20 protein-coding genes are annotated in these 25570 nt (G+C 73.4%); 13 read left to right on the top strand and 7 right to left on the bottom strand.

From position 1 onward, the window contains the following. Window positions 1-672: 672 nt before the first annotated feature. Window positions 673-3942, bottom strand: a complete 3270-nt coding sequence (locus FHR77_RS15325; RefSeq protein ID WP_341777411.1) for an efflux RND transporter permease subunit — start codon at window positions 3940-3942, stop codon at window positions 673-675. Between the two features lie 92 nt (window positions 3943-4034). Beyond that, a complete protein-coding gene (yczR, locus tag FHR77_RS15320; RefSeq protein WP_167261733.1) occupies window positions 4035-5522 on the bottom strand; it encodes a MocR-like transcription factor YczR in 1488 nt (495 codons plus the stop codon). 26 nt (window positions 5523-5548) lie between these two features. Between yczR and yczE the strand changes: the two genes are divergently transcribed. Together yczE and FHR77_RS15310 are read left to right on the top strand one after the other, a co-directional pair. Next, window positions 5549-6322 (top strand): membrane protein YczE, encoded by a 774-nt coding sequence (gene yczE, locus FHR77_RS15315; RefSeq protein ID WP_208381103.1) that lies wholly within the window; start codon window positions 5549-5551, stop codon window positions 6320-6322. Window positions 6323-6463: 141 nt separating this feature from the next. Then, complete coding sequence (locus tag FHR77_RS15310) at window positions 6464-8731, top strand: APC family permease (RefSeq protein ID WP_243861953.1); 2268 nt, start codon at window positions 6464-6466, stop codon at window positions 8729-8731. Window positions 8732-9074: 343 nt separating this feature from the next. Here FHR77_RS15310 and FHR77_RS15305 read toward each other — a convergent pair whose 3' ends face one another. Further along, window positions 9075-10118, bottom strand: a complete 1044-nt coding sequence (locus FHR77_RS15305) for a LacI family DNA-binding transcriptional regulator (RefSeq protein WP_341777410.1) — start codon at window positions 10116-10118, stop codon at window positions 9075-9077. A gap of 214 nt (window positions 10119-10332) precedes the next feature. Between FHR77_RS15305 and FHR77_RS15300 the strand changes: the two genes are divergently transcribed. The 6 genes from FHR77_RS15300 to FHR77_RS15275 all read left to right on the top strand — a co-directional run bounded on the left by FHR77_RS15300 (window position 10333) and on the right by FHR77_RS15275 (window position 16436). Further along, the gene (locus FHR77_RS15300) at window positions 10333-11592 is read left to right on the top strand and encodes a sugar ABC transporter substrate-binding protein (RefSeq protein ID WP_167261729.1); all 1260 of its coding nucleotides are present in this window, start codon (window positions 10333-10335) and stop codon (window positions 11590-11592) included. A gap of 9 nt (window positions 11593-11601) precedes the next feature. After that, on the top strand, window positions 11602-12690 hold the full coding sequence (locus FHR77_RS15295) for a carbohydrate ABC transporter permease (protein WP_167261727.1): 1089 nt from the start codon (window positions 11602-11604) through the stop codon (window positions 12688-12690). Beyond that, a complete protein-coding gene (locus FHR77_RS15290; RefSeq protein ID WP_167261725.1) occupies window positions 12687-13613 on the top strand; it encodes a carbohydrate ABC transporter permease in 927 nt (308 codons plus the stop codon). The genes FHR77_RS15295 and FHR77_RS15290 overlap by 4 nt, the downstream gene beginning before the upstream one ends. Window positions 13614-13662: 49 nt before the next feature. Further along, window positions 13663-15687 (top strand): glycogen debranching N-terminal domain-containing protein, encoded by a 2025-nt coding sequence (locus FHR77_RS15285; protein WP_167261723.1) that lies wholly within the window; start codon window positions 13663-13665, stop codon window positions 15685-15687. A 155-nt stretch (window positions 15688-15842) separates the two neighbouring features. Beyond that, entirely contained in the window at window positions 15843-16043 is a 201-nt protein-coding gene (locus FHR77_RS15280) for a DUF3073 domain-containing protein (protein ID WP_056051837.1), read from the top strand. Window positions 16044-16088: 45 nt separating this feature from the next. Continuing rightward, window positions 16089-16436 carry a VOC family protein gene (locus tag FHR77_RS15275; protein ID WP_056051834.1) on the top strand — a complete coding sequence of 116 codons (348 nt, stop codon included), beginning with the start codon at window positions 16089-16091 and terminating at the stop codon, window positions 16434-16436. Window positions 16437-16552: 116 nt separating this feature from the next. Here the strand turns inward: FHR77_RS15275 and FHR77_RS15270 are convergent, their stop codons facing one another. Both FHR77_RS15270 and purM read right to left on the bottom strand, forming a co-directional pair. Continuing rightward, window positions 16553-16744: a hypothetical protein gene (locus FHR77_RS15270; protein WP_167261721.1), complete on the bottom strand. Its 192-nt coding sequence runs from the start codon at window positions 16742-16744 to the stop codon at window positions 16553-16555. A gap of 330 nt (window positions 16745-17074) precedes the next feature. Continuing rightward, entirely contained in the window at window positions 17075-18199 is a 1125-nt protein-coding gene (gene purM, locus FHR77_RS15265; RefSeq protein ID WP_208381102.1) for a phosphoribosylformylglycinamidine cyclo-ligase, read from the bottom strand. Window positions 18200-18270: 71 nt separating this feature from the next. Between purM and purF the strand changes: the two genes are divergently transcribed. From purF to FHR77_RS15250, 3 genes are all read left to right on the top strand, one after another. Then, window positions 18271-19731, top strand: coding sequence for an amidophosphoribosyltransferase (gene purF / locus FHR77_RS15260; RefSeq protein WP_056051828.1), 1461 nt, complete (start codon window positions 18271-18273; stop codon window positions 19729-19731). A gap of 89 nt (window positions 19732-19820) precedes the next feature. Then, complete coding sequence (locus FHR77_RS15255) at window positions 19821-20693, top strand: ABC transporter ATP-binding protein (protein WP_167261719.1); 873 nt, start codon at window positions 19821-19823, stop codon at window positions 20691-20693. Beyond that, window positions 20675-22249 (top strand): transporter, encoded by a 1575-nt coding sequence (locus FHR77_RS15250; protein WP_208381101.1) that lies wholly within the window; start codon window positions 20675-20677, stop codon window positions 22247-22249. Before FHR77_RS15255 ends, FHR77_RS15250 begins: the two co-directional genes overlap by 19 nt. A gap of 33 nt (window positions 22250-22282) precedes the next feature. On the opposite strand, the gene FHR77_RS15245 is transcribed toward FHR77_RS15250, so the two are convergent. Further along, window positions 22283-22678: a hypothetical protein gene (locus FHR77_RS15245; RefSeq protein ID WP_167261717.1), complete on the bottom strand. Its 396-nt coding sequence runs from the start codon at window positions 22676-22678 to the stop codon at window positions 22283-22285. 62 nt (window positions 22679-22740) lie between these two features. After that, window positions 22741-23121: a sterol carrier family protein gene (locus FHR77_RS15240; protein ID WP_056051822.1), complete on the bottom strand. Its 381-nt coding sequence runs from the start codon at window positions 23119-23121 to the stop codon at window positions 22741-22743. Window positions 23122-23184: 63 nt separating this feature from the next. Here FHR77_RS15240 and purD point away from each other — a divergent pair, with 63 nt between their 5' ends. Both purD and FHR77_RS15230 read left to right on the top strand, forming a co-directional pair. Further along, the gene (gene purD / locus FHR77_RS15235) at window positions 23185-24462 is read left to right on the top strand and encodes a phosphoribosylamine--glycine ligase (RefSeq protein WP_167261715.1); all 1278 of its coding nucleotides are present in this window, start codon (window positions 23185-23187) and stop codon (window positions 24460-24462) included. Further along, window positions 24459-25361: a phosphoribosylaminoimidazolesuccinocarboxamide synthase gene (locus FHR77_RS15230; RefSeq protein WP_167261713.1), complete on the top strand. Its 903-nt coding sequence runs from the start codon at window positions 24459-24461 to the stop codon at window positions 25359-25361. Before purD ends, FHR77_RS15230 begins: the two co-directional genes overlap by 4 nt. The last annotated feature ends 209 nt before the right edge of the window (window positions 25362-25570 follow it).

Here is a 25570-nt window from a genome sequence, read left to right as displayed (position 1 = left end):
CACCCCGCCGCACTCTCAAATTCGAGAGCGATACGACCCGAGCAGCCGCCACAGCCGCACGCCGCCGCCCGCCCCGACCAGATCCCTCCCGCATTCCGAGCGCGGCCAGCCGCGCGGCCCTGCCCAGCGCTTCGCGCACTGACACCGCTGCACAACCCGACCATCCGCACCCGCCACGGCCCCTGGTACCCGGATCTTCCACTACTACAGCCTCGACGGTCGGGTTCTGCAGCACGACAGTGGCACCCCCTCCGAATTTGCGAGTGATCCGCCCCGCACGGCCTCCGCAGCCGCGCGCCGCCGCCCGCACCGACCAGATCTCCCTCGCATTCCGAGCGCGGCCAGCCGCGCGGCCCTCCCCAGCGCTCCGCGCACCGACACCGCTGCACAAGCCGACCATCCGCACCCACCACGGCCCCTGGTACCCGGATCTCCCACTACTACAGCCCCGACGGTCGGGTTCTGCAGCCCGACCTCGGCCCCCTCCGAATCTGAGAGTGATCCGACCTGCACGGCCGCCACAGCCGCACGACACCGCCCGCCCCGACCAGATCCCTCTCGCATTCCGAGCGCGACTCAGGGCGCGGCGCGCATCCCCCGTACGCCCCCGCGCGACGAAGGGCGCCGCCCACCTCGCGGTGACACGGCGCCCTCGGCACGTCGAGCGACCAGCTACGCCGGCGACGCCCCCGCAGCCTCGCGGTCGCCCGAGGCACCCCCGGCGCCCCCGGCGCCCCCGGCACCCCCGGCGCCCCCGGCGCCCCCGGCACCCCCAGCACCCGCGGCGCCCTCCGCCGCCCGGTCGGCCCGACGCTCGCCGACCCGCTCGTAGAGGTAGTACATGACCGGCAGCACGACGAGCGTCAGCACCGTCGACGACACCAGCCCGCCGATGACGACGATCGCGAGCGGCTGCGAGATGAACCCGCCGTGCCCGGTGATGCCGAGCGCCATCGGGGTCAGGGCGAAGATCGTCGCGGTCGCCGTCATGAGGATGGGCCGCAGACGTCGCGACGCCCCCTCGAGCAGCGCCTCGCGCACCCGGAGCCCCTTCTCGCGGTACTGGTTGACGAGGTCGATCAGCACGATCGCGTTCGTCACCACGATGCCCACCAGCATCAGCACGCCGATCAGCGACGCGACGCCGAGCGGGATGCCCGAGGCCAGCTGCAGCAGGATCGCCCCGGTGGCCGCGAACGGGATCGACACCAGCAGGAGGAGCGGCTGCAGCAGGCTGCGGAAGGTCGCCACCATGACGATGTAGACGATCAGGATCGCGATGAGCACCGCGAGGCCGAGCTGCGAGAAGGCGTTGGCCTGGTCGGCCGTCGCCCCGCCGACCACCGCGTCGGCGCCGGCCGGCAGCGAGACGTCGGCGAGCGCGTCGGAGACCTCGGTGCCCGCGCTCGACAGGTCGTCGCCCGAGGGGGTGATGGTGACCGTCGCGGTGCGGACGGCGTCCTTCGTCGTCACCGAGGTCGGCCCGGTGCTCTGGTCGACCGTCGCGACCGAGTCGAGACGGACGGGGCCCGTGGGGCTCGGCAGCTGGATCGCCCGGAGGTCGTCGAGCGTCGCCGGCGGCGTCGGGTCGAGCGTGTAGACGTCGACCGAGCTGTCGTCGATCTCGACCGAGCCGACGCGGAACGCCTGCACGGCCTGCGAGACGATGCCGCCGACGGCGACCTCGCTGAGGCCGATCCGGGCCGCCGCGTCGCGGTCGACGGTGACGCCGATGATCGGCTGGGCCGACTGCAGGTTCGAGCTCGCCTCCGCGGTGCCGGGGAGGTCCTGCACCTCGGCCAGCACGGCGTCGGTCGCGGTCTGCAGGGTGTCGGGGTCGGGCGCCGAGACGTCGACGGTGATGTCGTTGTCCGTGCCGAAGCCGCTCGAGGCCGCCAGCTCGATCGTGCCCGCGTCGCTGACGCCGTCGAGCTGCGAGCGGACGTCGGCCTGGAGGGCCTCCTGGTCGGCGTCCTCGTCGGTCGTGATCGAGTACGTCACCGTGCTGTCGCCGCTGCCGCCGAAGAAGCTCGCGATCGAGGTGCCGCTCGAGCCGATGGTCAGCTGGACGGTGTCGATGCCGTCGACGCCCTCGAGCACGTCCTCGACCCGCGTCGCCGCGGTCGAGAGGGTGTCGAGGCTCGACGCCGGGGCGAGGGTCTGCGTCACCGTGAAGGTGTTCTGCCCGCTCGACCCGAGGAAGTTCGTCTTCATCAGGGGGATGACGGCGCCCGTCCCCGCGAGCACGAGCAGCGCCGCGACGAGGGTCACGGCGGGGCGGCGCAGCGTCCCGCGCAGCACCGGCACGTAGACGCGACGCAGACGATCGAGCGGCGTCGGGTCGGTGGGGTCGGAGGCGGCCGTGGTGAGCGGCTCCCGCGAGCCGACCCGCGCCTCCGCGCCGACGCCGTCACCAGCACCCGCACCCGCACCCGCACCCGCCCCGCCGGCGTGCTTGTGCGCCTTCGGCGCCCGCAGGAACCAGTACGCCAGCACAGGCACGATCGTCAGCGCCACGAACAGCGAGGCGATCAGGGCGATCGTCACCGTCAGCGCGAACGGCCGGAACAGCTCGCCCGTGATGTTGCCGACGAACGCCAGCGGCAGGAACACCACGACGGTCGTGACGGTCGACGCCGTGATGGCGCCGGCGACCTCGCGGACGCCCACCGAGATGGCCTGCAGCCGGTCCGTGCCCGCCGTCAGGTGCCGCTTGATGTTCTCGATCACGACGATCGAGTCGTCGACGACGCGGCCGATGGCGATCGTCAGCGCCCCGAGCGTGAGGATGTTGAGCGTGTAGCCCGCCGCCTGCAGCCCGATGAACGTGATCAGCACGCTGGTCGGGATGCTGATCGCGGTGACGATGGTCGACCGCACCGAGAGCAGGAAGACGAGGATGACGACGACCGCGAACGCGAGGCCGAGCAGGCCCTCGGTCGCGAGGCTGTCGATCGACTGCTGGATGAAGGGCGCCTGGTCGAAGACGACGGTCAGCTCGACGCCGTCGCCGAGGTCGGTGGCGAGGCCCGGGATGGCGTCGCGGACGATCTCGGAGACGTCGACGGTGTTCGCGTCGAGGGTCTTCGTGACCGCCACGGTGAGGGCGTCCTGCCCGTTGACCCGGCTGATCGAGGTGACGGGCGCGCTGGTCAGCTGCACGTCGGCGACGTCGCCGATCGTGACGAGCGAGGTGCCCGACCCGCCGAGCAGCGGCAGGGCCGCGATCTGGTCGGTGCTCGTGATGCGCTCGCCGGCCTGGATCGACAGGGTCTGGCCGTTCTCGGTGATCGTGCCGCCGGGGATCAGCGTGCCGTTCGCGTCGAGGGCGTCCTGGAAGGCCTGGGCGGTGAGGCCCGCCGCGGCGAGCGCCGTCTGGTCGGGCGTGATCGTGACGCGCTGGCCCGCGTCGCCGTAGATCGACGCCTCGCGCACGCCGTCGAGCTTCTGCAGGTCGGGCACGGTCGTGGTCGTGAGGCGGTCGACGAGGGTCTGCGCGTCGGCCTGGTCGTAGCCGGTCACGGCGATCTGGATCACCGGGAGGTCGTCGAGGCTGCCCGTGACGACCTGCGTGTCGACCGAGTCGGGCAGCGAGAGCCGGTTGATCGCCGACTGGATCTTCTGCTCGGCGGAGTTCAGGTCGGTGCCGTAGGTGAACTCGGCCGACACCGTGCTCTGCGAGGTGCTCGACGTGGCCGTCGTGCCCTCGAGCCCGGGGATGATCTGCACCGCCTGCTCGATCGGCGTCGACACGTCGTCGTTGACGACCTCGGGGGTCGCACCGGGGTACGAGCTGACGATCGCGATCTGGGGGAACTGCACGCTCGGCGCGAGCTCCTGCTTGAGGCTCGTCAGGGCGATGCCGCCGAAGACCGCGACCACGATGGTGACGAGGGCGATCAGGGCGCGGTTGCGCAGGCTGAAGACGGAGAGGAGGTGCACGGGGCTCCCGGAGACGTGGCTGGTGAAGGCCGATGAGGAGGACGTGCACGTCGTGCACCCCTCCATTGTCGTCAGTCTCTCTGGGAACGCGGCTACACGACCTCCGCCATCACCGCACCGCGGGGCACCTGCACGCCGTCGATCCCCTCCCACGCCGCGGCGAGCGCCGCGAGGGCCCGGTCGGTCTCGTCGTCGGGGTACGAGAACGGCACGCGGAGGAACCGCTCGAACGCGCCGTCGACGCCGAACATCGGCCCCGCGGCGAGCAGCAGCCCCTGCTGCCGGGCCGCGAAGGTGAGCTGTGAGCTGACGGGCGCCCCGAGGGCCACCCAGGTCGTGAGCCCGCCGGCCGGCGACGGCACCTGCCACCCGGGGAACGCGGAGCGCAGCCCGGCCACGACGCGGTCGCGACCCCGTCTCAGCTGGCCGGCCCGCGCCTCCAGGATCCCCTCCATGTCGCCGAGCAGGTCGGCGACGATCAGCTGCTCGAGCACCGGGGTGCCGAGGTCGCCCGCCGACCGCGCGCGCACCAGGCGGTCGACGAGGGGGCGCTCGGCGCGGATCCAGCCGATCCGCAGTCCGCCCCAGAGCGACTTGCCCGCCGAGCCGATCAGCACGGCGGGCCCGTAGGCCGCCATCGGCAACGGCGAGGAGGCGCGGGGCCCGCCCCCGAGGGAGCCCCCGCCGAGCGGGCCCACACCGAGCGGGCCCCCGATCCGCAGCTCCGCCATCGTCTCGTCCGCGACGACGACCGTCCCCTCGTCCGCCGCGGCCTCGAGCACGCGCACGCGCTGGTCGGCCGGCATGGTCGCCCCGGTCGGGTTGTGGAAGTCGGGCATGAGGTAGGCGATCGTCGGGCTGGTGCGCCGGAGCGTCTGGAGCAGGGCCGACTCGTCCCACCCGTCTCGCACGGTCACGCTGACGGGGGCGAGCCGCGCGCCCGCGCCGCGCAGCGCCTCGAACGCGTGCGGGTAGCCGGGCGCCTCGACGACCGCGCGGTCGCCCCGGCCGACGAGCACGCGCGCGAGCAGGGCGATGGCGTGCTGCGCCCCGAGGGTGACGACGATCTGCTCGGCGTCGGTCGGCAGGCCGCGGGCCCGGTAGCGCTCGGCGATCGCCTCGCGCAGCACCGGGCGGCCGACGGTGTCGTAGCCGCTGTCGGCGAGGTAGCCGCCGATGCTCGCGGCGGCGCGCTGGGCGGCCTCGGCGATGCCGTCGACGGCGGGCAGCGCGGCCTTGGTGAGGTCGAGCAGCCCGGCCGACGACGAGGCGCGCGGCAGGCTCGTCCGGGCCGGCAGCCGGACGGTGCTGCCGCTGCCGCGCACGCTCTGCACGTGCCCGGTCTCGCGCAGCGACGCGTACGCGGCGGCGACGGTGGTGCGGCTGACCCCGAGGTGGGCCGACAGGTCGCGCTCGCTCGGCAGGCGCGTGCCGACGGGCAGCCGCCCGTCCACGACCAGCAGCCGGACGCGGTCCGCCAGGGCGGCGTAGCCGGGAGCCGAGGAGGCGCGCCACGAGTCGAGCAGGGAGCCGAGGGCCCGCGACGAGACGGCCGGTCCGCTGGTGGTCACCGTGGTCATGCGGCCACACTAGGGCGATTGGCACCTTGCGACCAGTCCACCTGACCGATTGGATCGTCGACGTGCCGCACCTCCGCCTCCCCCTGACCTCCCTCCGCCGCGGCGACCACCTCGGGCGCCTCGCCCGCCTCGCCGTCGGCCTCGTGCTCTACGGGGTCGCCCTCGCGCTGATGGTCCGGGCCGGCATCGGGCTCGCCCCGTGGGACGTCCTGTCGACCGGCATCGTCGCGCAGACCGGCCTCTCGTACGGGGTGGTGGTCGTCGCGACCAGCGTGCTCGTGCTGCTCGCGTGGATCCCCCTGCGCCAGCGGGTCCGGTTTGGCACGGTCGCGAACACGATCACGATCGGCCCGGTCGCCGACGTCGTGCTCCGGGTGCTGCCCGAGCAGACGGCGTGGTGGGCCCAGGGCCTCACCTTCGCGCTCGGCCTCGCCCTGCTCGCCGTGGCGAGCGGCCTCTACATCAGCGCCGACCACGGGCCCGGGCCGCGCGACGGCCTCATGCTCGGCCTCAACCGACGGCTGGGCTGGCGGATCGGCGTCGCGCGCACGGCGATCGAGGTGACGGTGCTCGCGATCGGCTGGCTCCTCGGCGGTCAGGTCGGCATCGGCACGGCCCTCGAGGCGCTGCTGATCGGCCCGATGGTCGCCGTGACCATCCCCGCGCTCGCCCGTCGTCGCCCCGCGGCCGGCACCCCGGGCACGCCGCCCGCCGCGACGCCCGCCGAGCCCTCCCCCGGGGCGCCGACCCGCGACTCCTCGACGCCCGTCGCCGACCTGCCGGAGGCGCGCCTCCCCTGAGCCCGGAGCCCCCGGTACGAGACGGTTCGGAGTCCGCCCGACGGATCGGGAATGAACGTCGTCGCCGCCGAGTTGACAGTCCCTCGCCGCGGAGTAGAGTCGCCGCTCGTGACTGACGACGTCCGGTCGCCGAAGCGGTGGCTGATCGGCGAACCCCTCCCCTCCGAGAAGCTCGAGGGGCAGCTGCTGCCGAAGCACCTCGCGCTGCCGATCTTCGCCAGCGACCCGTTGAGCTCGGTGGCGTACGCGCCGCAGGAGCTGCTGATGATCCTGCTGATCGGCGGCCTGGGGTTCCTGACCCTCGCGCCGTGGGTCGCGGTCGCGGTCGTCGTGCTGCTGCTCGTGGTCGTCGCGTCGTACCGCCAGCTGATCAAGGCCTACCCGTCGGGAGGCGGCGACTACGAGGTCGCCCACCGCAACCTCGGCGAGAAGGCAGGCCTCGTCGTGGCCTCCGCGCTCCTGGTCGACTACGTCATGACGGTCGCCGTGTCGGTGGCCTCCGGCGTCGACAACATCATCTCTGCGGTGCCCGAGCTGGCGCCGATCCGGGTCGAGCTGGCGGTCTTCTTCGTCATCGTGCTGGCCGCGGTGAACCTGCGGGGAGTCCGCGAGTCGAGCAAGGCGTTCGCCGTGCCGACCTACCTCTTCGTGTCGAGCGTCTTCGTGATGATCGTGATCGCCCTGGTGCGCACGGCCGTCGGCGACCCGCCCGTGGCCGAGAGCGCCGAGTACACGGTCCAGGCCGACCAGCTGACGCAGGCCGCGTTCATCCTGCTGCTGCTCCGGGCGTTCTCGAGCGGCTGCTCGGCGCTGACCGGCGTCGAGGCGATCGCCAACGGCGTGCCGGCCTTCCGTCGCCCCAAGGTGCAGAACGCCCAGAAGACGCTCGTGCTGATGGGCGGCATCGCCATCGTGCTGTTCGCCGGCCTCGTCGCCGTCGCGCTGATCGCGAAGGTGCACTACGCCGAGGACGCCTGCGACCTGCAGGGCTTCGTCGACTGCGAGGGCACGCCGCAGCGCAGCCTCATCGCGCAGATCGCGAGCGCGGTGTTCGGCGGCTCGCTGTTCGGCATCCCGTTCTACCTGATCCAGGCGTGCACCGCGGCGGTGCTGCTGCTCGCGGCCAACACGGCGTTCAACGGGTTCCCGCTGCTCGGCTCGATCCTCGCCCGCGACCAGTACGCGCCGAAGGCGCTCAACACGCGCGGCGACCGCCTGATCTACTCGAACGGCGTCATCGTGCTGGCCCTGGTGGCCTGCGCCATCCTGCTCGTGTACCAGGCCAGCGTCACCGGCCTGATCCAGCTCTACATCATCGGCGTCTTCGTGTCGTTCACGCTCGGGCAGACCGGCATGGTCGTGCACTGGACCCGCATGCTGCGCGAGGGCTGCGCCGACCGCGGTGCCGTGTACCGGGCCCGCGGCATCAACGCCTTCGGGGCGCTGCTGACGGCGTCGGTGCTGATCGTCGTCACGGTGACGAAGTTCACGCACGGTGCCTGGCTGGTCTTCGTCATCATGCCGATCCTGTTCACGCTGATGCTCGGGGTGAACCGCTACTACCGCGACGTGCTGGTCGAGATCGAGCCCGACGCGACGACGCAGTTCGGCTCGCACGGCGACCACGCGATCGTGCTGGTCGGCACGATGCAGAAGCCCGTGCTCAAGGCCCTCGACTACGCCATCGCGGCGCGGCACGAGTCGCTCGAGGCGATCCACGTCGGCATCGACGACGACTCGACCGCGCGGCTGCAGCGGCAGTGGGCGGAGCAGAACATCGAGGTGCCGCTGCGCATCGTGCCGTCGCCGTACCGCGACATCAGCATGCCGCTGATCAAGTACATCAAGGCGCACCGCGAGGAGCACGGCAGCGAGGTCGTGACCGTCTACACGCCGATCTACATCGTCGGCCACTGGTGGGAGGCGGCGCTGCACAACCACAAGAGCCGGCGCATCCGCCAGAAGCTCATGCTCGTGCACGGCGTCACCATCTCGCTGGTGCCGTGGCTGCTCGACTCGTCCGAGGTGCTCTACGGCCGTCGGTCGCGGCCGGTGCCCGGGCAGGACCGTCGCGGCGAGCCCATCCGCCCCCTGCCGCGCAAGCTGCTCGGACCGGCCGGCACCGCGGCGGCCGCGACCCAGGGCGCCGGAGGCGCGGGTCCCGCCGGCCGGGCCGGCGCGGCCGCCGAGGGCGGTGCGGTCGGCCTCGGGCTGGCCGAGCCCCTGACGACCGACACCGGCTCGGTCCGCACCCCGGCGTCGCCGCACGGCGAGGCGGGGGCCGGCTCGGCCGGTGCCCCCGCGGGCAAGGGCAAGGGCTCGCGGAGCGCCGCCGCCAAGGCCGCCCGCAAGGCGCGCTCCACCGCGCGCAACAGCCCCGGCGGCGCCGCCTCGCGCCGGAAGCGCTAGTGGCGGCTGCGCGACACCGCGCCCCTTCCCCCGCTCGCCCCTCCCCGAGGCACCGCTCCGCGCCACCCCGGCTCACCTGTGGCAGATGCCGACCGCGGGCCCTGCAACACCGCGAAAGTCAGGTACAAGGGCTCCTCTACGGGCCCGATGGTCGGCATTTCCCTACCCCGCCCCACCCCGCCCCACCCCGCCCCGCCGACCCTCCTGATTCGAGAGTGATCGGCGCTGTACGCACCGGAGTTCGACACATCAGCGGGCGTCCGCCCCGGATCCCTCTCCGATCAGGTCAGGCACCCCCGGGAGGCGCGGGGCCCGACCCGGCACCCGCCCGCGTCGTCAGCCCCTAGCGCCACACCGTCCGCGGCCGCAGCAAGCGGTGACGACCCGCCGCCGCACCGGCCGCGTCGGCCGCGCCACCGCGCCGGTCAGCGCCGGCCTCGCCGTCGAGCAGCAGCTCCAGGGCGGCCGTCGCGACCTCCTCGAGGGGCTGCTGCACGCTCGAGAAGCCGAGCGCCGCCGCCACCGGGGTGTCGTCGTAGCCGACGACGCGCACGCGGGGGCCGACGACCGTCGAGGCCCCGAGCGCGAGGGTGTCGCTGGCGCACACGACGGCGTCGAGCTCGCCGGCGTCGAGCAGCTCGCGCACCGCCGCCGCCGCGACCGCCACGGAGTCCTCGAGGTGCAGGTCGAGCGCGTCGAGGGCCGCCGACGGCAGCCCCGACCCCGCCGCCATCGCCTCGCGCCAGCCGCGCCTCCGGTCGTCGCCCGCCCCCGACTCGGCGGGCCAGCCCACGAAGGCGATGCGCCGCGCCCCGTCGTCGAGCAGCGACCGGGTCGCCGACCCGATGCCGTGGCGCCCGTCGACGTCTACCCAGCGGTGCCGGGGGTCGTCGACGTCGTCGAGCCCCCAGGGGCGGCCGAAGGTGACGAACTCGGCGCCGGCCGCGATCAGCCACTCGGTGCGGGGGTCGTCGAACGAGGTCGAGGTGAGCACGAAGCCGTCGACGTCGGCCCCGTCGAGCAACCGGCCGAACTGGGCGATCTCGTCGGCGGGGCTCGCGGCCGTGTAGAGCAGGATCCGGTAGCCGCGTCGATCGGCCTGCTCGGTCACCGCGTGCAGGAACCTGTCGAGCACGGCTCCCGAGATGCCGTTCTGCACCGGGTCGAGGCGGATGCCGATGGTGGAGCTCTTCCGCGTGCGCAGCCGACGGGCCGAGGCGTGCGGGCGGTAGCCGAGGTCGGCGATGGCCTTCTCGACCCGGCCGCGGGTGTCGGGGCGCACGACGGCGGGGGCGTTCAGCACGTTCGACACGGTCTGTCGCGAGACGCCGGCCGCCTCGGCCACGTCGCTGACCGTGGGGAGTCGCGGTGTCGGCACCGAGGGCACGCCCACCTCCGCTCCCGGCCCGCCCCGCTGACCGGCCTGCCGTCACGCTACCCCAGCGCGTCGTCCGCTCCGCGCGGTCGTGCTTGACAGCCGCGAGGGCCGCTGCCTACTCTGACGACACCGATTTGATCGATCAAATATGAACGATCAAGGCAGCACCCCCGACAGCACCCCCGACCGCACCACCTCGCAACGACGCGACGAGAGGCCCCTCATGCAACGACGCACCGCCCGGCTGGCAGCAGCCGCCGCCCTCACCACGATCTCCGTGCTCGGACTCACCGCCTGCGGCGGCTCCGGCTTCAGCGACACCTCTGACGGGGCCGGGGCCTCCGGCGCGCTGACCTCGAGCGACGACGCGCTCAGCGTGCTCATCGCCGCCAGCGGCGACGCCGAGGCGACCGCCGTCACCGACGCGGTGGCCGCCTGGTCCTCCGACTCGGGCACGGGCGCCGAGGTGAGCGTCGCCTCCGACCTGCCGCAGCAGCTGAGCCAGGGCTTCGCCTCCGGCGAGCCCGCCGACGTCTTCTACCTCTCCACCGACGCCCTCGCGGGCTTCGCTGGCAACGGCAGCCTGCTCGCCTACGGCGACCGCCTCAGCAACGCCGACGACTTCTACCCCGCCCTCGTCGACAGCTTCACCGTCGACGACCAGTTCTACTGCGCCCCGAAGGACTTCTCGACCCTCGGCCTCATCATCAACGACGACATGTGGGCCGCGGCCGGCCTCACCGACGCCGACGTGCCCACCGACTGGGACGGCCTCCGCGACGTCGCCGCCCAGCTCACCACGGCCGACCACGTCGGCCTCGCGTTCAGCCCCGAGTACGCCCGCGTCGGCGCCTTCATGGCGCAGGCCGGCGGCACCGTGACGACCGCGGACGGCACTGAGGCGACCCTCGACTCCGACGAGAACGTCGAGGCGCTCACCTACGTGCAGGAACTCCTCGCGAGCGGCGACGCCGCCTACTCGAGCGACCTCGGCGCGGGCTGGGGCGGCGAGGCCTTCGGCACCGGCGCCGCGGCGATGACCATCGAGGGCAACTGGATCGCCGGCGCGATGAGCGCCGACTACCCCGACGTCCCGTACCGGGTGGCCGAGCTGCCCGCCGGCCCCGGCGGCCAGGGCACCCTCCAGTTCACGAACTGCTGGGGCATCGCCGCCGACAGCCCCAACCAGGAGGCGGCGGTCGCGCTGGTCGAGCAGCTCACGGGCACCGACCAGCAGCTGGCCTTCGCCGATGCCTTCGGCGTGATGCCGTCGATCGAGTCCGCCGCCGAGGAGTGGAAGTCCGCGAACCCCGACGAGGCCGCCTTCCTCGACTCCGTCGAGTTCGCCCAGGGCGTCCCGACGCAGGACGGCTCCGCCGCGGTGATCGCCGACTTCAACTCGCAGCTCGCGGGGCTCGAGGACGGCGACCCGAGGACGATCCTCGAGTCCGCGCAGCAGAACTTCGCCGCGATCCTCGACTAGGTGCCGACCATGACCGCCGTCGTCACGAAGCCCCCGCGTCGCCGCAGCGCCGCGACGCGGGGGGAGAGCCTCTCTGGCTGGTTGTTCGTCGCCCCGATCCTGGTGATCCTGGGCCTGTTCCTCGCCGTCCCGGTGCTCATGGCCCTCTGGGTCAGCGTCTCCGACTGGACGGGCCGGGGGTCGCCCTTCGCCGCCGGCGTCGGCTTCGTCGGGCTCGACAACTACCGCGAGCTCCTCTCGGGCGGCGGCCTCGCCGAGCGCGACTTCGGCATCAGCCTCCGCAACAACGCCTGGTACGTGCTGCTCGTGGTGCCGATCCAGACGGCGGTCTCGCTGCTGCTGGCGGTGCTGGTGAACCGCCAGGTGCTGCGCGGGCGCGGCTTCTTCCGCACCGCCTTCTACTTCCCGTCGGTGACCAGCTCGGTCGCGATCACCGTGCTCTGGCTCTTCCTCTTCTCGCAGAGCGGGGCGGTCAACAAGGCGCTCTCGTTCCTCGGCATCACGGGCCCGGCCTGGTTCAACGACGCGAGCGGGGTGCTCCACAACCTGCTCGCGCTAGTCGGCGTGACCCGCCCGCCGGCCTTCCTCGCCGAGCACACCGCGCTCGGCGTGACCCTCTGGGACTGGCTCGCGGGCCCCTCCGTCGCCATGTCGGCCTTCATCCTCATGGCCGTCTTCACGACCAGCGGCACGTTCATGCTGCTCTTCCTCGCGGCGCTGCAGAACCTCGGCGGCGACGTGCAGGAGGCCGCGATGATGGACGGCGCGAACGGCTGGCAGCGCTTCTGGAGCATCACCCTCCCGCAGCTCCGACCCACGCTCTTCACCGTGCTGACCCTCGGCCTCATCGGCACCTGGCAGGTCTTCGACCAGATCTACACGGGCACGCAGGGCGGGCCGCAGAAGACGACCCTCACGCCGGCGTACCTCTCGTACACCTCGGCCTTCAGCGACCAGGAGTGGGGCCGCGGCGCCGCCATCGCCTTCGTGCTCTTCGTCATCATCGTCGCGCTCACGATCCTGCAGCGCATCGTGCTCCGCGAGCGCGCCGTCTCGACGCGCCGCACGGCGCTCTACACGACAGGAGCCGGGCGATGACCGCGACGCTGCCCCGCGAGGGCGCGACCCCCGCGCCCTCCCCCCTCGCCGCGCCTCCCGCCGCTCCCCGCCCCGCGGGCCGGCCCCGGCGCAGCTCCGCCCGGGTGGTCGGCACCTCGGTGCTCTACGCGGTGCTGATCGTGATCGCGGTGATCTACATCGCACCGTTCCTCATCAACGTCGCGACGTCGTTCAAGACCGACCCCGAGGCCGCGTCCGACCCGCTCTCGCTCATCCCGGCCACGGCGACCACGGCGGCGTACCGGCAGCTGTTCCTCAACAGCGACTTCCCGACCTGGTTCGCCAACTCGGCCGTCGTCACGGTGTTCGTGACGGCCGGGCGCGTGTTCTTCAACTCGCTCGCGGGGTACGCCCTGGCCCGGCTGCAGTTCCGGGGGCGCGGCCTCATCTTCGTGCTGCTCGTCGGCGTGATGGCCGTGCCGACCGTGGTGCTGCTCATCCCGAAGTTCCTCGTCATCAACCAGCTCGGCATGTACGACTCGTACTCGGGCATGATCGTGCCGCTGCTGACCGACGCGGCGGGCGTCTTCATCATGAAGAACTTCTTCGAGTCGATCCCCCGCAGCGTCGAGGAGCAGGCGCGCATCGACGGAGCCGGCACCTTCCGGGTCTTCTGGTCGATCGTGCTGCCGATGGCGCGGCCCGCCCTCGTGACGATCGTCATCCTGTCGTTCCAGGGCTCGTGGAACGAGCTCTCGCACTTCATCGTCTCGACCCAGTCCCCCCAGCTGACCACCCTCACCAAGGGCGTCGCGAGCCTCGCCTCCGGGCAGCTCAGCCAGGGGTCGCAGTACCCGATCAAGCTGGCCGCCGCGGCGATCATGACCGTGCCCGTCGCGCTCGTGTTCTTCGTCTTCCAGCGCCGCATCATGAACGCCAGCGACGGCGCGGTGAAGGAGTGAGCCCCGCCGGCCCCCTCCCCACGCCCGCCCCGACCCCCGGAGCACCGACATGACCGAGACCGCCGCCCACCCCCGCCCCGCCGACCAGCGCGACGGAGCCGCCGACCCGGCCGGCACCGAGCACCGAACCAGGACTGACGACCAGGCCAGCACCGAGCACCCCGGCCTCCAGCCCTTCCTCGCCGCCGAGACCGTCGTGCTCCGCGCCCCGGCGCAGGCCTGGTCGTCCGACGACGGCACGATGGGCCGGGCCGCGGTGCACGGCTTCTACCTCGGCGACGTGCGCCTCGTCGACGAGCTGACGCTGACGGTCGACGGGCGCGTGCCCGAGACCGTCGCGACGGTCGCCGTCGACGCGTCGACGCTGCGGGTCGAGTCGCTGCTGCGCGGCGTCGACGACCGTGGGGCCGACCCCGGAGTCCGCCTGTCGGTGCTGCGCTCGGTCGACGTGGGCGGCATGCGTGACCGACTGACCGTGACGTCGCGGCTCGACCGCGAGCTGACGCTGACCGTCGCGCTCGCGCTGCGGCCCGACGCGGCCCCCCTCGAGCTGGTCAAGGCCGGGCTGCCGGGCGGGCGCCCCGACGACGTGACGGTCGCGGGCGACGGCGCCCGCGCCTCCTGGACCTCCGACGGCGTCGCCGTCTCCCTCGACGCGGCCGGCGTCGACGGCGGTGCCGGAGGCGCGGTGCAGCACGACGGCACCCGTCTCGTGACCACGTGGCGGCTGGTGGTGCCGCCCCGGGCCTCGGCCTCGGTCGCCCTCGCCCTCACCGCGTCGCGCCCCTCCCCCGTCGTCGCCGGCGTCGCGGGCCCGCTCGCCTGGGCCGAGCCCGACCCGGCGCCGCGCGACGACCGCCTGGCCCGGTGGCTCGACCGGGCGCACGACGACCTCGCGGCGCTGCGGCTGACGACCGCCGACGAGCCCGGCGACGTGTTCTACGCGGCCGGGGCACCGTGGTTCTTCACGCTCTTCGGGCGGGACTCGATCTGGGCGGCCCGCTTCACCCTGCCGCTCGACCGCACGGTCGCGGCGGGCACGCTCCGGGCCCTCGCGCGCCTGCAGGGAACCGCCTCCGTGCCCGACACCGCCGAGCAGCCGGGCAAGGTGATGCACGAGCTGCGGCAGCAGACCCTCACCATCCCCGGCGAGGGCGTCAGCCTGCCTCCGCTCTACTACGGCACGGTCGACGCGACCCCGCTCTGGGTCTGCCTGCTGCACGACGCGTGGCGCTGGGGCCTGCCCGACGCGGAGGTCGAGGCGCTGCTGCCCGCGGCGGAGGCGGCCCTCGCCTGGATGCGCGACAGCGGCGACAGCGACGGCGACGGCCTGCTCGAGTACGTCGACGAGACGGGGCACGGCCTCGCCAACCAGGGCTGGAAGGACAGCGGCGACAGCGTCCAGTGGCACGACGGCCGCCTGGCCGAGGGGCCAATCGCGCTCTGCGAGGTCCAGGCGTACGCCTACGAGGCGGCGGTGCACGGCGCCGACCTGCTCGACCACTTCGGGCGCGACGGGGGCGCCGCCTGGCGCACGTGGGCGGAGCGCCTGCGCGACCGGTTCCGCGCCTCCTTCTGGGTCTCCGACGCGGCCGGGGCCTACCCGGCCATCGCGCTCGACGCGGCCAAGCGGCCGGTCGACACCGTCACGAGCAACCTGGGCCACCTGCTCGGCACCGGCCTGCTCGACGAGCACGAGGAGGCGCTGGTCGCCGCCCGGCTCGTGTCGCCCGAGCTGGCGGCCGGCTTCGGGCTCCGCACCCTGTCGAGCGACGCCGCGGGGTTCTGGCCCCTGAGCTACCACGGGGGCAGCGTGTGGACGCACGACACCGCCGTCGCGGTCTCGGGCCTCGCGCGCGCGGGCTTCGACGACGAGGCGCGCTCCCTCGCCGAGGGCCTGCTCGCGGCGGCGCCGTCGTTCGACCACCGCATGCCCGAGCTGCACTCCGGCGACGACCGCGGCGAAGTGCCGTCGCCGGTGCCGTACCCGGCGTCGTGCCGCCCACAGGCGTGGTCCGCGGCCGCCGCCGTCGCGGTCTGGGCGGCCACCCACGACGTCGCGCCGCCCCGCTGACGACCGCCCCCGCGCCCCCGGCACAGCACTCGGTCGGGGGGACGGGGGCGGCGGGGCCCCGTGATAAGATCGTGTCCAGTTTTGCAACTGTCATCTGTCGGCTGTACCCGGTTCGTCCGACACCGTTTCCGGGCCGAGAGCAGAGGGGGTCACGCATGGGGCGCGGCCGTCAGAAAGCCAAGCACACCAAGGTCGCCAGAGAGCTGAAATACTTCAGCCCTGACACCAACTACGGTGCGCTCGAGAAAGAACTCGCCACGAAGAGCGACTCGGGCGACGAGTACGTCGACAAGTGGGCCGACGACTTCGTCGACGACGAGTACGACGCTGGCCACGAGCACGACAAGAGCGCCTGAGCCGACGGCTCACGAGCGCGACCTGAGACGACGGGGCTGACCGGCATGGCTCTCACCTGGGAACAAGTGGTGGTCGACTCGAGCGACCCCGCCGCCCTCGCCGCCTGGTGGGCCGAGGCCCTCGGCTGGGTGGTCGTCTCGACGGGCGACGACGAGCCCGAGATCCGGCCCGCGCCCGACGTGCTGCCCGGCCTCCTGTTCGTGCACGTCGACGAGCCCAAGACCGTGAAAGACCGGCTGCACCTCGACTTCCGACCCGACAGCCGCGACGAGCAGGCCGCCGAGGTCGACCGTCTCATCGGGCTCGGGGCGACGCGCGTCGACGTCGGTCAGGTCGACGCGTCGTGGGTCGTGCTCGCCGACCCCGAGGGCAACGAGTTCTGCGTCCTCTGAGCAGCCCGACGCCGACGAGCGGCGCCTCGCCGACGACTCCTGCGTGACTGCTGAGTCACGCCTGGGCAGCGAGCTCGACCGACGGGGCGAGCAGCGCCCCGCCGATCAGCAGCTCCTTAGCCGACGAACTGCGCGAGCACCGGCAGCAGCCCCACGGCGACGACGGCGACGAGGCCCGTCGCGGTGACGACGGCCACGCGGCGGCTGCTCCGCACCGGCGTGTAGCCGGGGCGACGAGCAGCGGAGGCGGCCGGCACCCGGGAGGCGCGGGTCGAGCGGGAGGGCAGGGCGTGCGGGTGCGTGGTCATGATCTGGTCGACTCCTTCGTCGTCCGTCCCGACGTCGTCGTCGGGTCGCGCCCCGGAGGGCGTGCGCTGATCCTACGGCGCGACGCCCGCAGCCGCACCCGCATCCTCGGCCGCCCGTGGCGATCGGCCACCGCCTCGCCGCCCCGGCCGCCCCGTCTCCGCTGACCGCCCCCGCCGACCCGACCCGCGCCTCCTCGGGCAGATGCCGACCGTTCCGCCCCCAGAGCCCCTCTGGTACCCGGATTCCTCCGCATTGCAGGCTCGTCGGTCGGCATTTGCAGAAAAAGGGGGAGTCGCGGGTGAGCGAGCAGCGACCCCGCCCGCACCACCTCAGCCCGCGTACGCCCCCACGAGGCGCACGGCCCCGCCGTCGACGCCCTTGGCGCCCTGCTCGAAGCCGCTGAGGTCGCGGGTCGACGTGGCGACGGTGCCGACCTGCCACGTCTCGACGCCGTCGGCCGCGAGGGCCGCGGTGACGGCGGCGGCACGGTCGGCCGCGACGACGGCGATCATGCCGATGCCGAGGTTCCAGGTGCCCTCGCTCGACTCGAGCGTCGAGCCGGCGAGCTCGCTGAGCACGCGGAAGACGGGTGCGGGCGACCAGGTGGTGCGGTCGACCTCCGTCCACGACCCGCGGGGCAGCACGCGGGCGAGGTTCGCGGCGATGCCGCCGCCGGTGACGTGGCTGAGCGAGTGCACGGCCCCGGCGAGCGCCGGGTCGTCGAGCACGCGCAGCAGGGGCGCGGTGTAGAGGCGGGTGGGCTCGAGCAGGGCCTCGCCGAGGGTGCCCGAGAGCTCGTCGACGCTGTCGGTGTAGCCGAGGTCGCGCGAGGCGAGGATGTGCCGCACGAGCGAGAAGCCGTTCGAGTGCAGCCCCGACGACGCGAGGGCCAGCACGACGTCGCCGTCGACGACGAGGTGCTCGCCGAGCTGCGAGCCGGCCTCGACGACGCCCACCGCGGCGCCGGCGACGTCGTAGTCGTCGAGGCCGAGCAGGCCGGGGTGCTCTGCGGTCTCGCCGCCGACCAGGGCGGTGCCGGTCTCCGAGCAGGCGCGGGCGATGCCCTCGACGATCGACGCGATGCGGGCGGGCACGACGCGGCCGCAGGCGATGTAGTCGGTCATCACGAGGGGGCGAGCGCCGACGACGACGATGTCGTCGACGACCATGCCCACGAGGTCCTGCCCGATGGTGTCGTGCTTGTCGAGGGCCTGCGCGATCGCGACCTTCGTGCCGACGCCGTCGGTCGAGGTCGCGAGCAGCGGCCGGTCGTAGTCCTTGAGGAACGACACGTCGAACATCCCCGCGAAGCCGCCGACCCCGCCGACGACGCCGGGCCCGTGTGTGGCGCTGACGGCCGCCTTCATCAGCTCGACGGCACGGTCGCCCGCGGCGGTGTCGACCCCCGCCGCCGCGTAGGAGGCGCTGCTCGAGGGGGCAGGGGAGGTCACCATTCGTTCATCCGTTCGGTGTCGTGGCAGACTGACGCAGTAACCCCAACTCTACGGTCTGGAGCCAGATCCGCATGTGCGGCATCGTCGGTCTCGTCGCGCACGAGCCAGCAAATCAACTCGTCTACGACTCCCTCCTCCTGCTGCAGCACCGCGGGCAGGACAGCACCGGCATCGCGACCGCCGAGCGCGGCATCTTCCACGTGCACAAGACCAAGGGGCAGGTCCGCGAGGGCTTCCGCACGCGTGACATGCGGGCGCTGCTCGGCACGATGGGCCTCGGCCACGTCCGCTACGCCACGAAGGGCGCGGCGACGAACGAGCAGGAGGCGCAGCCGTTCTACGTGAACGCCCCCTACGGCATCGTCCTCGTGCACAACGGCAACCTCACGAACACGCGTGAGCTGACCAGCGAGCTCTTCCACGTCGACCGCCGTCACCTCAACACGAACAGCGACACCGAGCTGCTCGTGAACGTGCTCGCCCACGAGCTGCAGGAGCAGGTCAACGGCACCGACCTCGACCCCGAGCAGATCTTCGCGGCGGTCACCCGCGTGCACGACCGCGTGCAGGGCTCGTACGCCGCGATCGCGATGATCGCCGGCCACGGTCTGCTCGCCTTCCGCGACCCGTTCGGCATCCGTCCGCTCGTGCTCGGCCGCCGCAAGGCCGCCGACGGGCAGCGCGACGAGTGGATCGTCGCGAGCGAGTCGCTCGTGCTCGAGTCGGGCGGCTACGAGATCGTCCGCGACGTCGCCCCCGGCGAGGCCGTGTTCGTCTCGCTCGACGGCGAGATGGTCTCGAAGCAGTGCCACGCGGCGCCCCGCCTGGTGCCCTGCTCGTTCGAGTACGTGTACCTGGCCCGGCCCGACTCCGTGATGAACGGCATCTCGGTCTACGACGCGCGCCTCCGCCTCGGCGACCGCCTCGCCGACACGATCGCGACCTACGCGCCGACCGGCGACATCGACGTGGTCATGCCCATCCCCGACTCGTCGCGGCCCGCCGCCATGCAGGTCGCCCGCAAGCTCGGCATCGAGTACCGCGAGGGCTTCTACAAGAACCGCTACGTGGGCCGCACCTTCATCATGCCGGGGCAGGCGGAGCGCAAGCGCTCCGTGCGCCAGAAGCTCAACGCGATGTCGAGCGAGTTCAAGGGCAAGAACATCCTCATCGTCGACGACTCCATCGTGCGCGGCACGACCTCGCGCGAGATCGTCGAGATGGCCCGCGCCGCCGGGGCGAACGAGGTCACCTTCACCTCCGCCGCGCCTCCGGTGCGCTACCCGCACGTCTACGGCATCAACATGCCGACCCGGCACGAGCTCATCGCCCACGACCGCAAGATCCCCGAGATCGCGCGCGAGCTCGGCGCCGACCACCTGATCTACCAGGAGGTCGAAGACATGCGGAGCGCCATCACCGAGGGCAGCGACGTCGTCGACCTCGAGATGAGCTGCTTCACCGGCGACTACGTCACCGGCTCGGTCACCCCCGAGTACCTGGCCTGGGTCGAGGCGAACCAGCTCAGCTGACCGTGAGGGAGGCGCGGGTCGGCCTGGGCGGCCGTGCCTCCCCCACGAGACGGTGGCCGACCCGAGCCGTCGTCAATAGGCTCGTGCCCATGAGCGACCTCGGCTCCCCCGTGCCCCCCGACGACACCGCGACCGTGCGCCCGCCCGCGGTGCCCGAGAAGGCCCCGGCCCCCGGCGCCGCCCCGGCCGCGACCGCCGCCCCCGGCGCCGCACCGGCCCTCCGCATCGCCGGCCTCCGCAAGGCGTTCGGCCCCAAGGTGGCCGTCGACGGCCTCGACCTCACGGTGCCGCTCGGCTCCTTCTACGGGCTGGTCGGCCCGAACGGCGCGGGCAAGACGACCACCCTGTCGATGGCGACCGGCCTGCTGCGCCCGGACGCCGGCACCATCGAGGTGCTCGGCACCGACGTGTGGAGCGACCCCGTCCGCGCCAAGTCGCTCGTCGGCGTGCTGAGCGACGGCGTCGCCCTGTTCGACCGGCTGACCGGCGAGCAGCTCGTGACGTACCACGGCCTCCTCAACGGGATGGACCGCGCGACGACCGCCCTCCGGGTGGGCGACCTGCTCGACCTGCTCGACCTCCGCGAGGCGGGCGGCACGCTCGTCGTCGACTACTCCGCGGGCATGACCAAGAAGGTGGCGCTGGCCTGCGCGCTCGTCCACGCCCCGCGCCTCCTCGTGCTCGACGAGCCGTTCGAGTCGGTCGACCCGGTCTCGGCGGCGAACATCCGCGACATCCTGCACGGCTACGTGGAGGGCGGCGGCACCGTCATCGTCTCGAGCCACTCGATGGACCTCGTGCAGCGCATGTGCGACCACGTCGCCGTCGTGTCGTCGGGCCGCGTGCTCGCGGCGGGCACGACCGACGAGGTGCGCGCCGGCTCCAGCCTCGAAGACCGCTTCGTCGAGCTCGTCGGCGGCCGTCAGCACGCACAGGGGCCCTCGTGGTTGCGCACCTCCTGAGCCTCCGCTGGCGGGTGATGCTGAACGGGTTCCGTCGCAGCACCTGGCAGCTGATCGCCGCGATCATCGGGCTCCTCTACGGCCTCGGCATCCTCGCCCTCCTCGTCGGCGGGCTGTTCGCGCTGTCGTTCGCGCCCGAGACCTGGGCGTGGACGGTCGGGGTGCTGGGCGGCTCGGTCGCCGTGCTCGGCTGGGTCGTCGTGCCGCTGCTGCTGCGCGGAGTCGACCAGACGCTCGCGATCTCGAAGCTGCGGGCGTTCCCGCTGCCGGCCGACCGCCTCCTCGTGGCCCTGCTGGCGTGCGGGGTGCTCGGCGTGCCGGGGCTCGTCACCCTCGTCGCCGGTGTCGCGACCGGGCTGAGCTGGTGGCAGCACCCGCTGTCGCTGCTCACCGCCGTCGTCTGCGGCGTCGTCGGGGTGCTCACGTGCATCGCCGCGTCGCGCGCGCTCGAGTCGCTGACGAGCTCGCTCGGCGCCCACCGTCGCTACCGCGAGGTGATGGGCGTGCTCGTCTTCGTGCCGCTCATCCTCGCCGGGCCCCTGATCGTGCTGGCGGGCACGGGCCTCTCGAGCCTGCGCGACGACCTGCCGAAGATCGCCGGGGTCCTCTCGTTCACGCCCCTCGGGGCCGTCTGGTCGGTGCCGGGCGACCTCGCCCTGGGCCGCCCCGGGGAGGCGGGGGTCAAGGCCCTGATCGCCCTCGCCACCCTGGCCGTGCTGCTGCTGCTCTGGCGCGTCGGGCTGCGGGCCGCGTTGGTCTCGTCGCCGGGCGCGGCCGCCTCGGGTCGCTCGAAGGGCCTCGGGCCGTTCCGCTGGTTCCCGGCGACGCCGACCGGCGCCGTCTCGGCCCGCACGGCCGTCTACTGGCTGCGCGACCCGCGCTACGGCGGCTCGCTCGTGATCGTGCCGCTGCTGCCGGTGCTCGCGGTGTTCCTCGCCGCGACGACGGGCAGCGACTGGCTGCTCTACGCGCTCGGCCCGGGCATCGCCGCCCTGCTCGCCGTGACCCTGTGCGCCGACGTGTCGTACGACGGCACCGCGTTCGCCGCGCACCTCTCCACCGGGGTCTCCGGCCGTGCCGACCGGGCGGGGCGCGTCATCACGCTCTCGCTCTTCGCGGTGCCCGTGGTGGTCGTCGCGACCCTCGTGCCCCTCGCCGTGCTCGGCGAGCTGACGAAGGCACCCGCGCTGCTCGGCATCGGCCTGGGCGTCATGCTCACCGGCTTCGGGGTCTCGAGCGTGGCGTCGACCCGCTTCCTGATGCCGGTGCCCGCGGCGGGCGAGAGCCCGTTCAAGTCGCCTCAGGGCGCCAGCCTGACGTCGGCGCTCGGCATGTACGCGGCGTGGGCACTGTCGTTCGCGTTCGCGCTGCCCGAGATCGCGCTGGGGCTCGTCGCCCTGGCCCAGGGCAGCCTGCTGCTCGGGGTCGCGGCGCTGGTCGTGGGCCTGCTGCTCGGCGGGGTGCTCGTGGTGGTCGGCGTCGTGCGCGGCGGACGCTCGCTCGACGAGCGCGGGCCGGAGCTGCTCGCCCGGCTGCGGCGCGCCTCCGGCTCCTGACCCGCAGGGGGCTCTGCTCGAGACCCGGGGGCTCTACTCGAGCTCGCCCTCGACGGCGGGCTCGTCGGGAGCGTCGACGCTCTCGCGCTCGGCCCGCACCCGCTTGGCGCGGCGGATCGAGCTGCGGTCGGCGACGATCGCGACCGTGGCGCCGACCGCACCGCCGAAGGTCAGGCCCCACAGCGCGAAGTAGCCGTAGGTCGAGGCGATGCCCTCGCCCTCGTCGAACGGGAAGAGCGACGTGACGATCAACGAGACGACGACGCCCGCCATCGCGCCGACGATGAGGAAGACCGAGATCTTCGGGGCTCGACGCACGCTGACCTCGTCGTGCGAGCGGTCGTCGACCACCGGGGCGTCGACCGGAGCGGCGTGGACTCCCGGGGCGTCGGCGTCGGGCTGCTGCGGGGAGTCGGGTGCGGTGGTCACGTCGGCCATCCTCCCAGAGCCGAGGTCGCGCGCACGCCCGGTGTCTCGGTGCCGAGCGGTCGTCAGCTCCGCGGCAGGCGGACCGGCACGTAGCCGGTGAGGTCGGCGCGGCTGCCCGAGGCCGAGACGAGGGCCTGGTCGACGGCCTCCTGCCAGGTGAGCGCACCGGTGGCGAGGCGGATGAAGGTGGCGGGGTCGGTCTCGACGACGTTGGGCGGGGTGCCGCGGGTGTGGCTGAGCCCCTCACGGAACTGCACGGCTCCCCAGGGCGGCACCCGCACCTCCACCGTGGCGCCGGGCTCGCCGTCGGCGAGCACCTGCAGCAGCCAGCGGACCGCGGTCGCGGTGACCACGCGGGAGGGCTGCGCGCCCTCGGCGAGCGCCGTCTGGGCCTCGCGCACGGCGGCCGCGCCGGTGCCGTCGTCGATCCTCGCCTTGGCCATGCGGCTCAACCTATACGGGCGGGCGCCGAGGGGCCCGGACGGCCCACTGGGTAGGATCGGCGCGTGCGAATCCTCGTCCTCGGCTCCGGTGCTCGCGAGCACGCCATCATCACCGCCCTGCTCCGTGAAGACGCGGGGCACGAGATCGTCGTCGCCCCCGGCAACGCCGGCATCGCCGAGCAGGTCGAGGTGGTGCAGCTCGACCCGTCGAACGGTGCGGTCGTCACCGAGTACGCGCTCGAGAACGACGTCGAGCTCGTGGTCGTCGGCCCGGAGGCGCCGCTCGTCGCGGGCGTGGCCGACCCGCTCCGGTCACGCGGCATCCCGGTCTTCGGCCCCGGCAAGGCGGCCGCCGCCCTCGAGGGCAGCAAGACCTTCGCCAAGCGCGTCATGGACGCCGCGGGCGTCCCCACCGGCCGGGCCACCCGGGTCGGCACCCTCGACGAGGCGGTCACGGTGCTCGACGAGTTCGGCGCCCCCTACGTCGTCAAGGCCGACGGGCTCGCCGCGGGCAAGGGCGTGCTCGTCACCTCCGACCGCGACGCCGCGGTCGAGCACGTCACCTACTGGCTGCAGCACGGCTCCGTGCTCGTCGAGGAGCACCTCGAGGGCCCGGAGGTCTCGCTCTTCTTCCTCAGCGACGGCCACACCGTCGTGCCGCTCAGCCCCGCGCAGGACTCGAAGCGCCTGCGCGACGGCGACGAGGGCCCGAACACGGGCGGCATGGGCGCGTACTCGCCGCTGCCCTGGCTCGCCGACCGCTTCGGCAGCGAGAAGGACTTCGTCGACGAGGTGCTCGACACCGTCGCGACGCCGACCGTGCGCCAGCTCGAGCACGAGGGCACCCCGTTCATCGGCCTGCTCTACGCCGGGCTCATCCTCACCGAGCAGGGCGTGCGGGTGATCGAGTTCAACGCGCGCTTCGGCGACCCCGAGACGCAGGTCGTGCTGCCCCGCCTCGTCACCCCGCTGAGCGGCCTGCTGCTCGCGGCGGCGACCGGGTCGCTCGGCAACCACGAGGCTCCGCGCTTCGTGCCGACGCCCGCCGTCACCGTGGTGCTGGCGAGCGAGGGCTACCCCGAGGCCGTCGTCAGCGGGCGCGAGATCACGGGGCTCGACGACGCCCTGGCCGTCGCGGGGGTGCACGTGACGCACGCCGCCACCGCGCGGCTCGACGACCGGCTGATCGCCACCGGCGGGCGCGTGCTCAGCGTCGTCGCCGAGGGGAAGGACTTCGAGGAGGCGCGGGGCCGGGTCTACGAGGCCGTCTCGCGCATCCGGCTCGAGGGCTCGCAGCACCGCACCGACATCGCCGCGCGGGTCGCGGGCGGCGCCCGATGAGCACGCTCGACCTGCCCGGCTGGAGCCACGCCTACTCGGGCAAGGTGCGCGACCTCTACGTGCCCGCGCCGGTGGTCGACTCGGTCGGCGACGTCGCGACGCTCGACGACACCAGCCACCTGCTGGTCGTCGCCTCCGACCGCGTCAGCGCCTACGACCACGTGCTCGAGCCCGGCATCCCCGGCAAGGGCGCCCTGCTCACGCAGCTGAGCCTCTGGTGGTTCGCGCAGCTCGACGGCGTGCCGAACCACCTCGTCGACCCGACGACGGCGCCCGTCACGCTGCCCGAGCAGGTGCGCGACCGCGCGATGCTCGTGGCACCGCTCGACATGTACCCGGTCGAGTGCGTCGTGCGGGGCTACCTCGTCGGCAGCGGCTGGGCCGAGTACCGCGAGCACGGCACCGTCTGCGGCGTCGCGCTGCCGGCGGGGCTGCAGAGCGGCGACCGGCTCCCCGAGCCGATCTACACGCCGGCGTACAAGGCGCCGCTGGGTGAGCACGACGAGAACATCTCGTTCGTGCGCACCGTCGAGCTCGTCGGGCCCGAGGTCGCCGCCGCCCTGCGCGACACGTCGCTCGAGATCTACCGGCGCGCGGCAGTCGTCGCCGAAGCGCGCGGCGTCGTCCTCGCTGACACGAAGTTCGAGTTCGGGGCGGACCGGTCGACGGGCGAGCTGACCCTCGGCGACGAGGTGCTCACGAGCGACAGCAGCCGCTACTGGGACGCCGAGGCGTACTCGTCGGGCGACCGCACCGCGAGCTTCGACAAGCAGATCGTGCGCGACTGGCTGTCGGCGAACTGGGACGGCGAGGGCACGCCGCCCGAGCTGCCCGCCGAGATCGTCGAGCGGACGGCTGCGCGCTACCGCGAGCTGATCGAGCGGCTCACCGGCCGCTAGCCGCCCGGGCATCGTCGAGGCGCCCCTCCCGGGGCCCTCACCGCCGCCGAGCGCCCAGGTAGCGTCACCTCGATCGCCGCGGGCCACGTCGCGCGGCAGCGGGAGGCGGCGACGGGAATCCCCACGCCCACCGAGCGGTTGCAGGTCGGTGACGCGTCATCGACCTGGTGCCGCGCCCCGAGACAGGGAGCGACCCCATGACCGACGAG

Source organism: Frigoribacterium endophyticum (assembly GCF_011759585.1).
GTDB classification, from domain to species: Bacteria; Actinomycetota; Actinomycetes; order Actinomycetales; family Microbacteriaceae; genus Frigoribacterium; species Frigoribacterium endophyticum.
The sequence above is the reverse complement of the archived record's forward strand: the minus strand, read 5'-3'. Positions and strand labels throughout refer to the sequence as shown.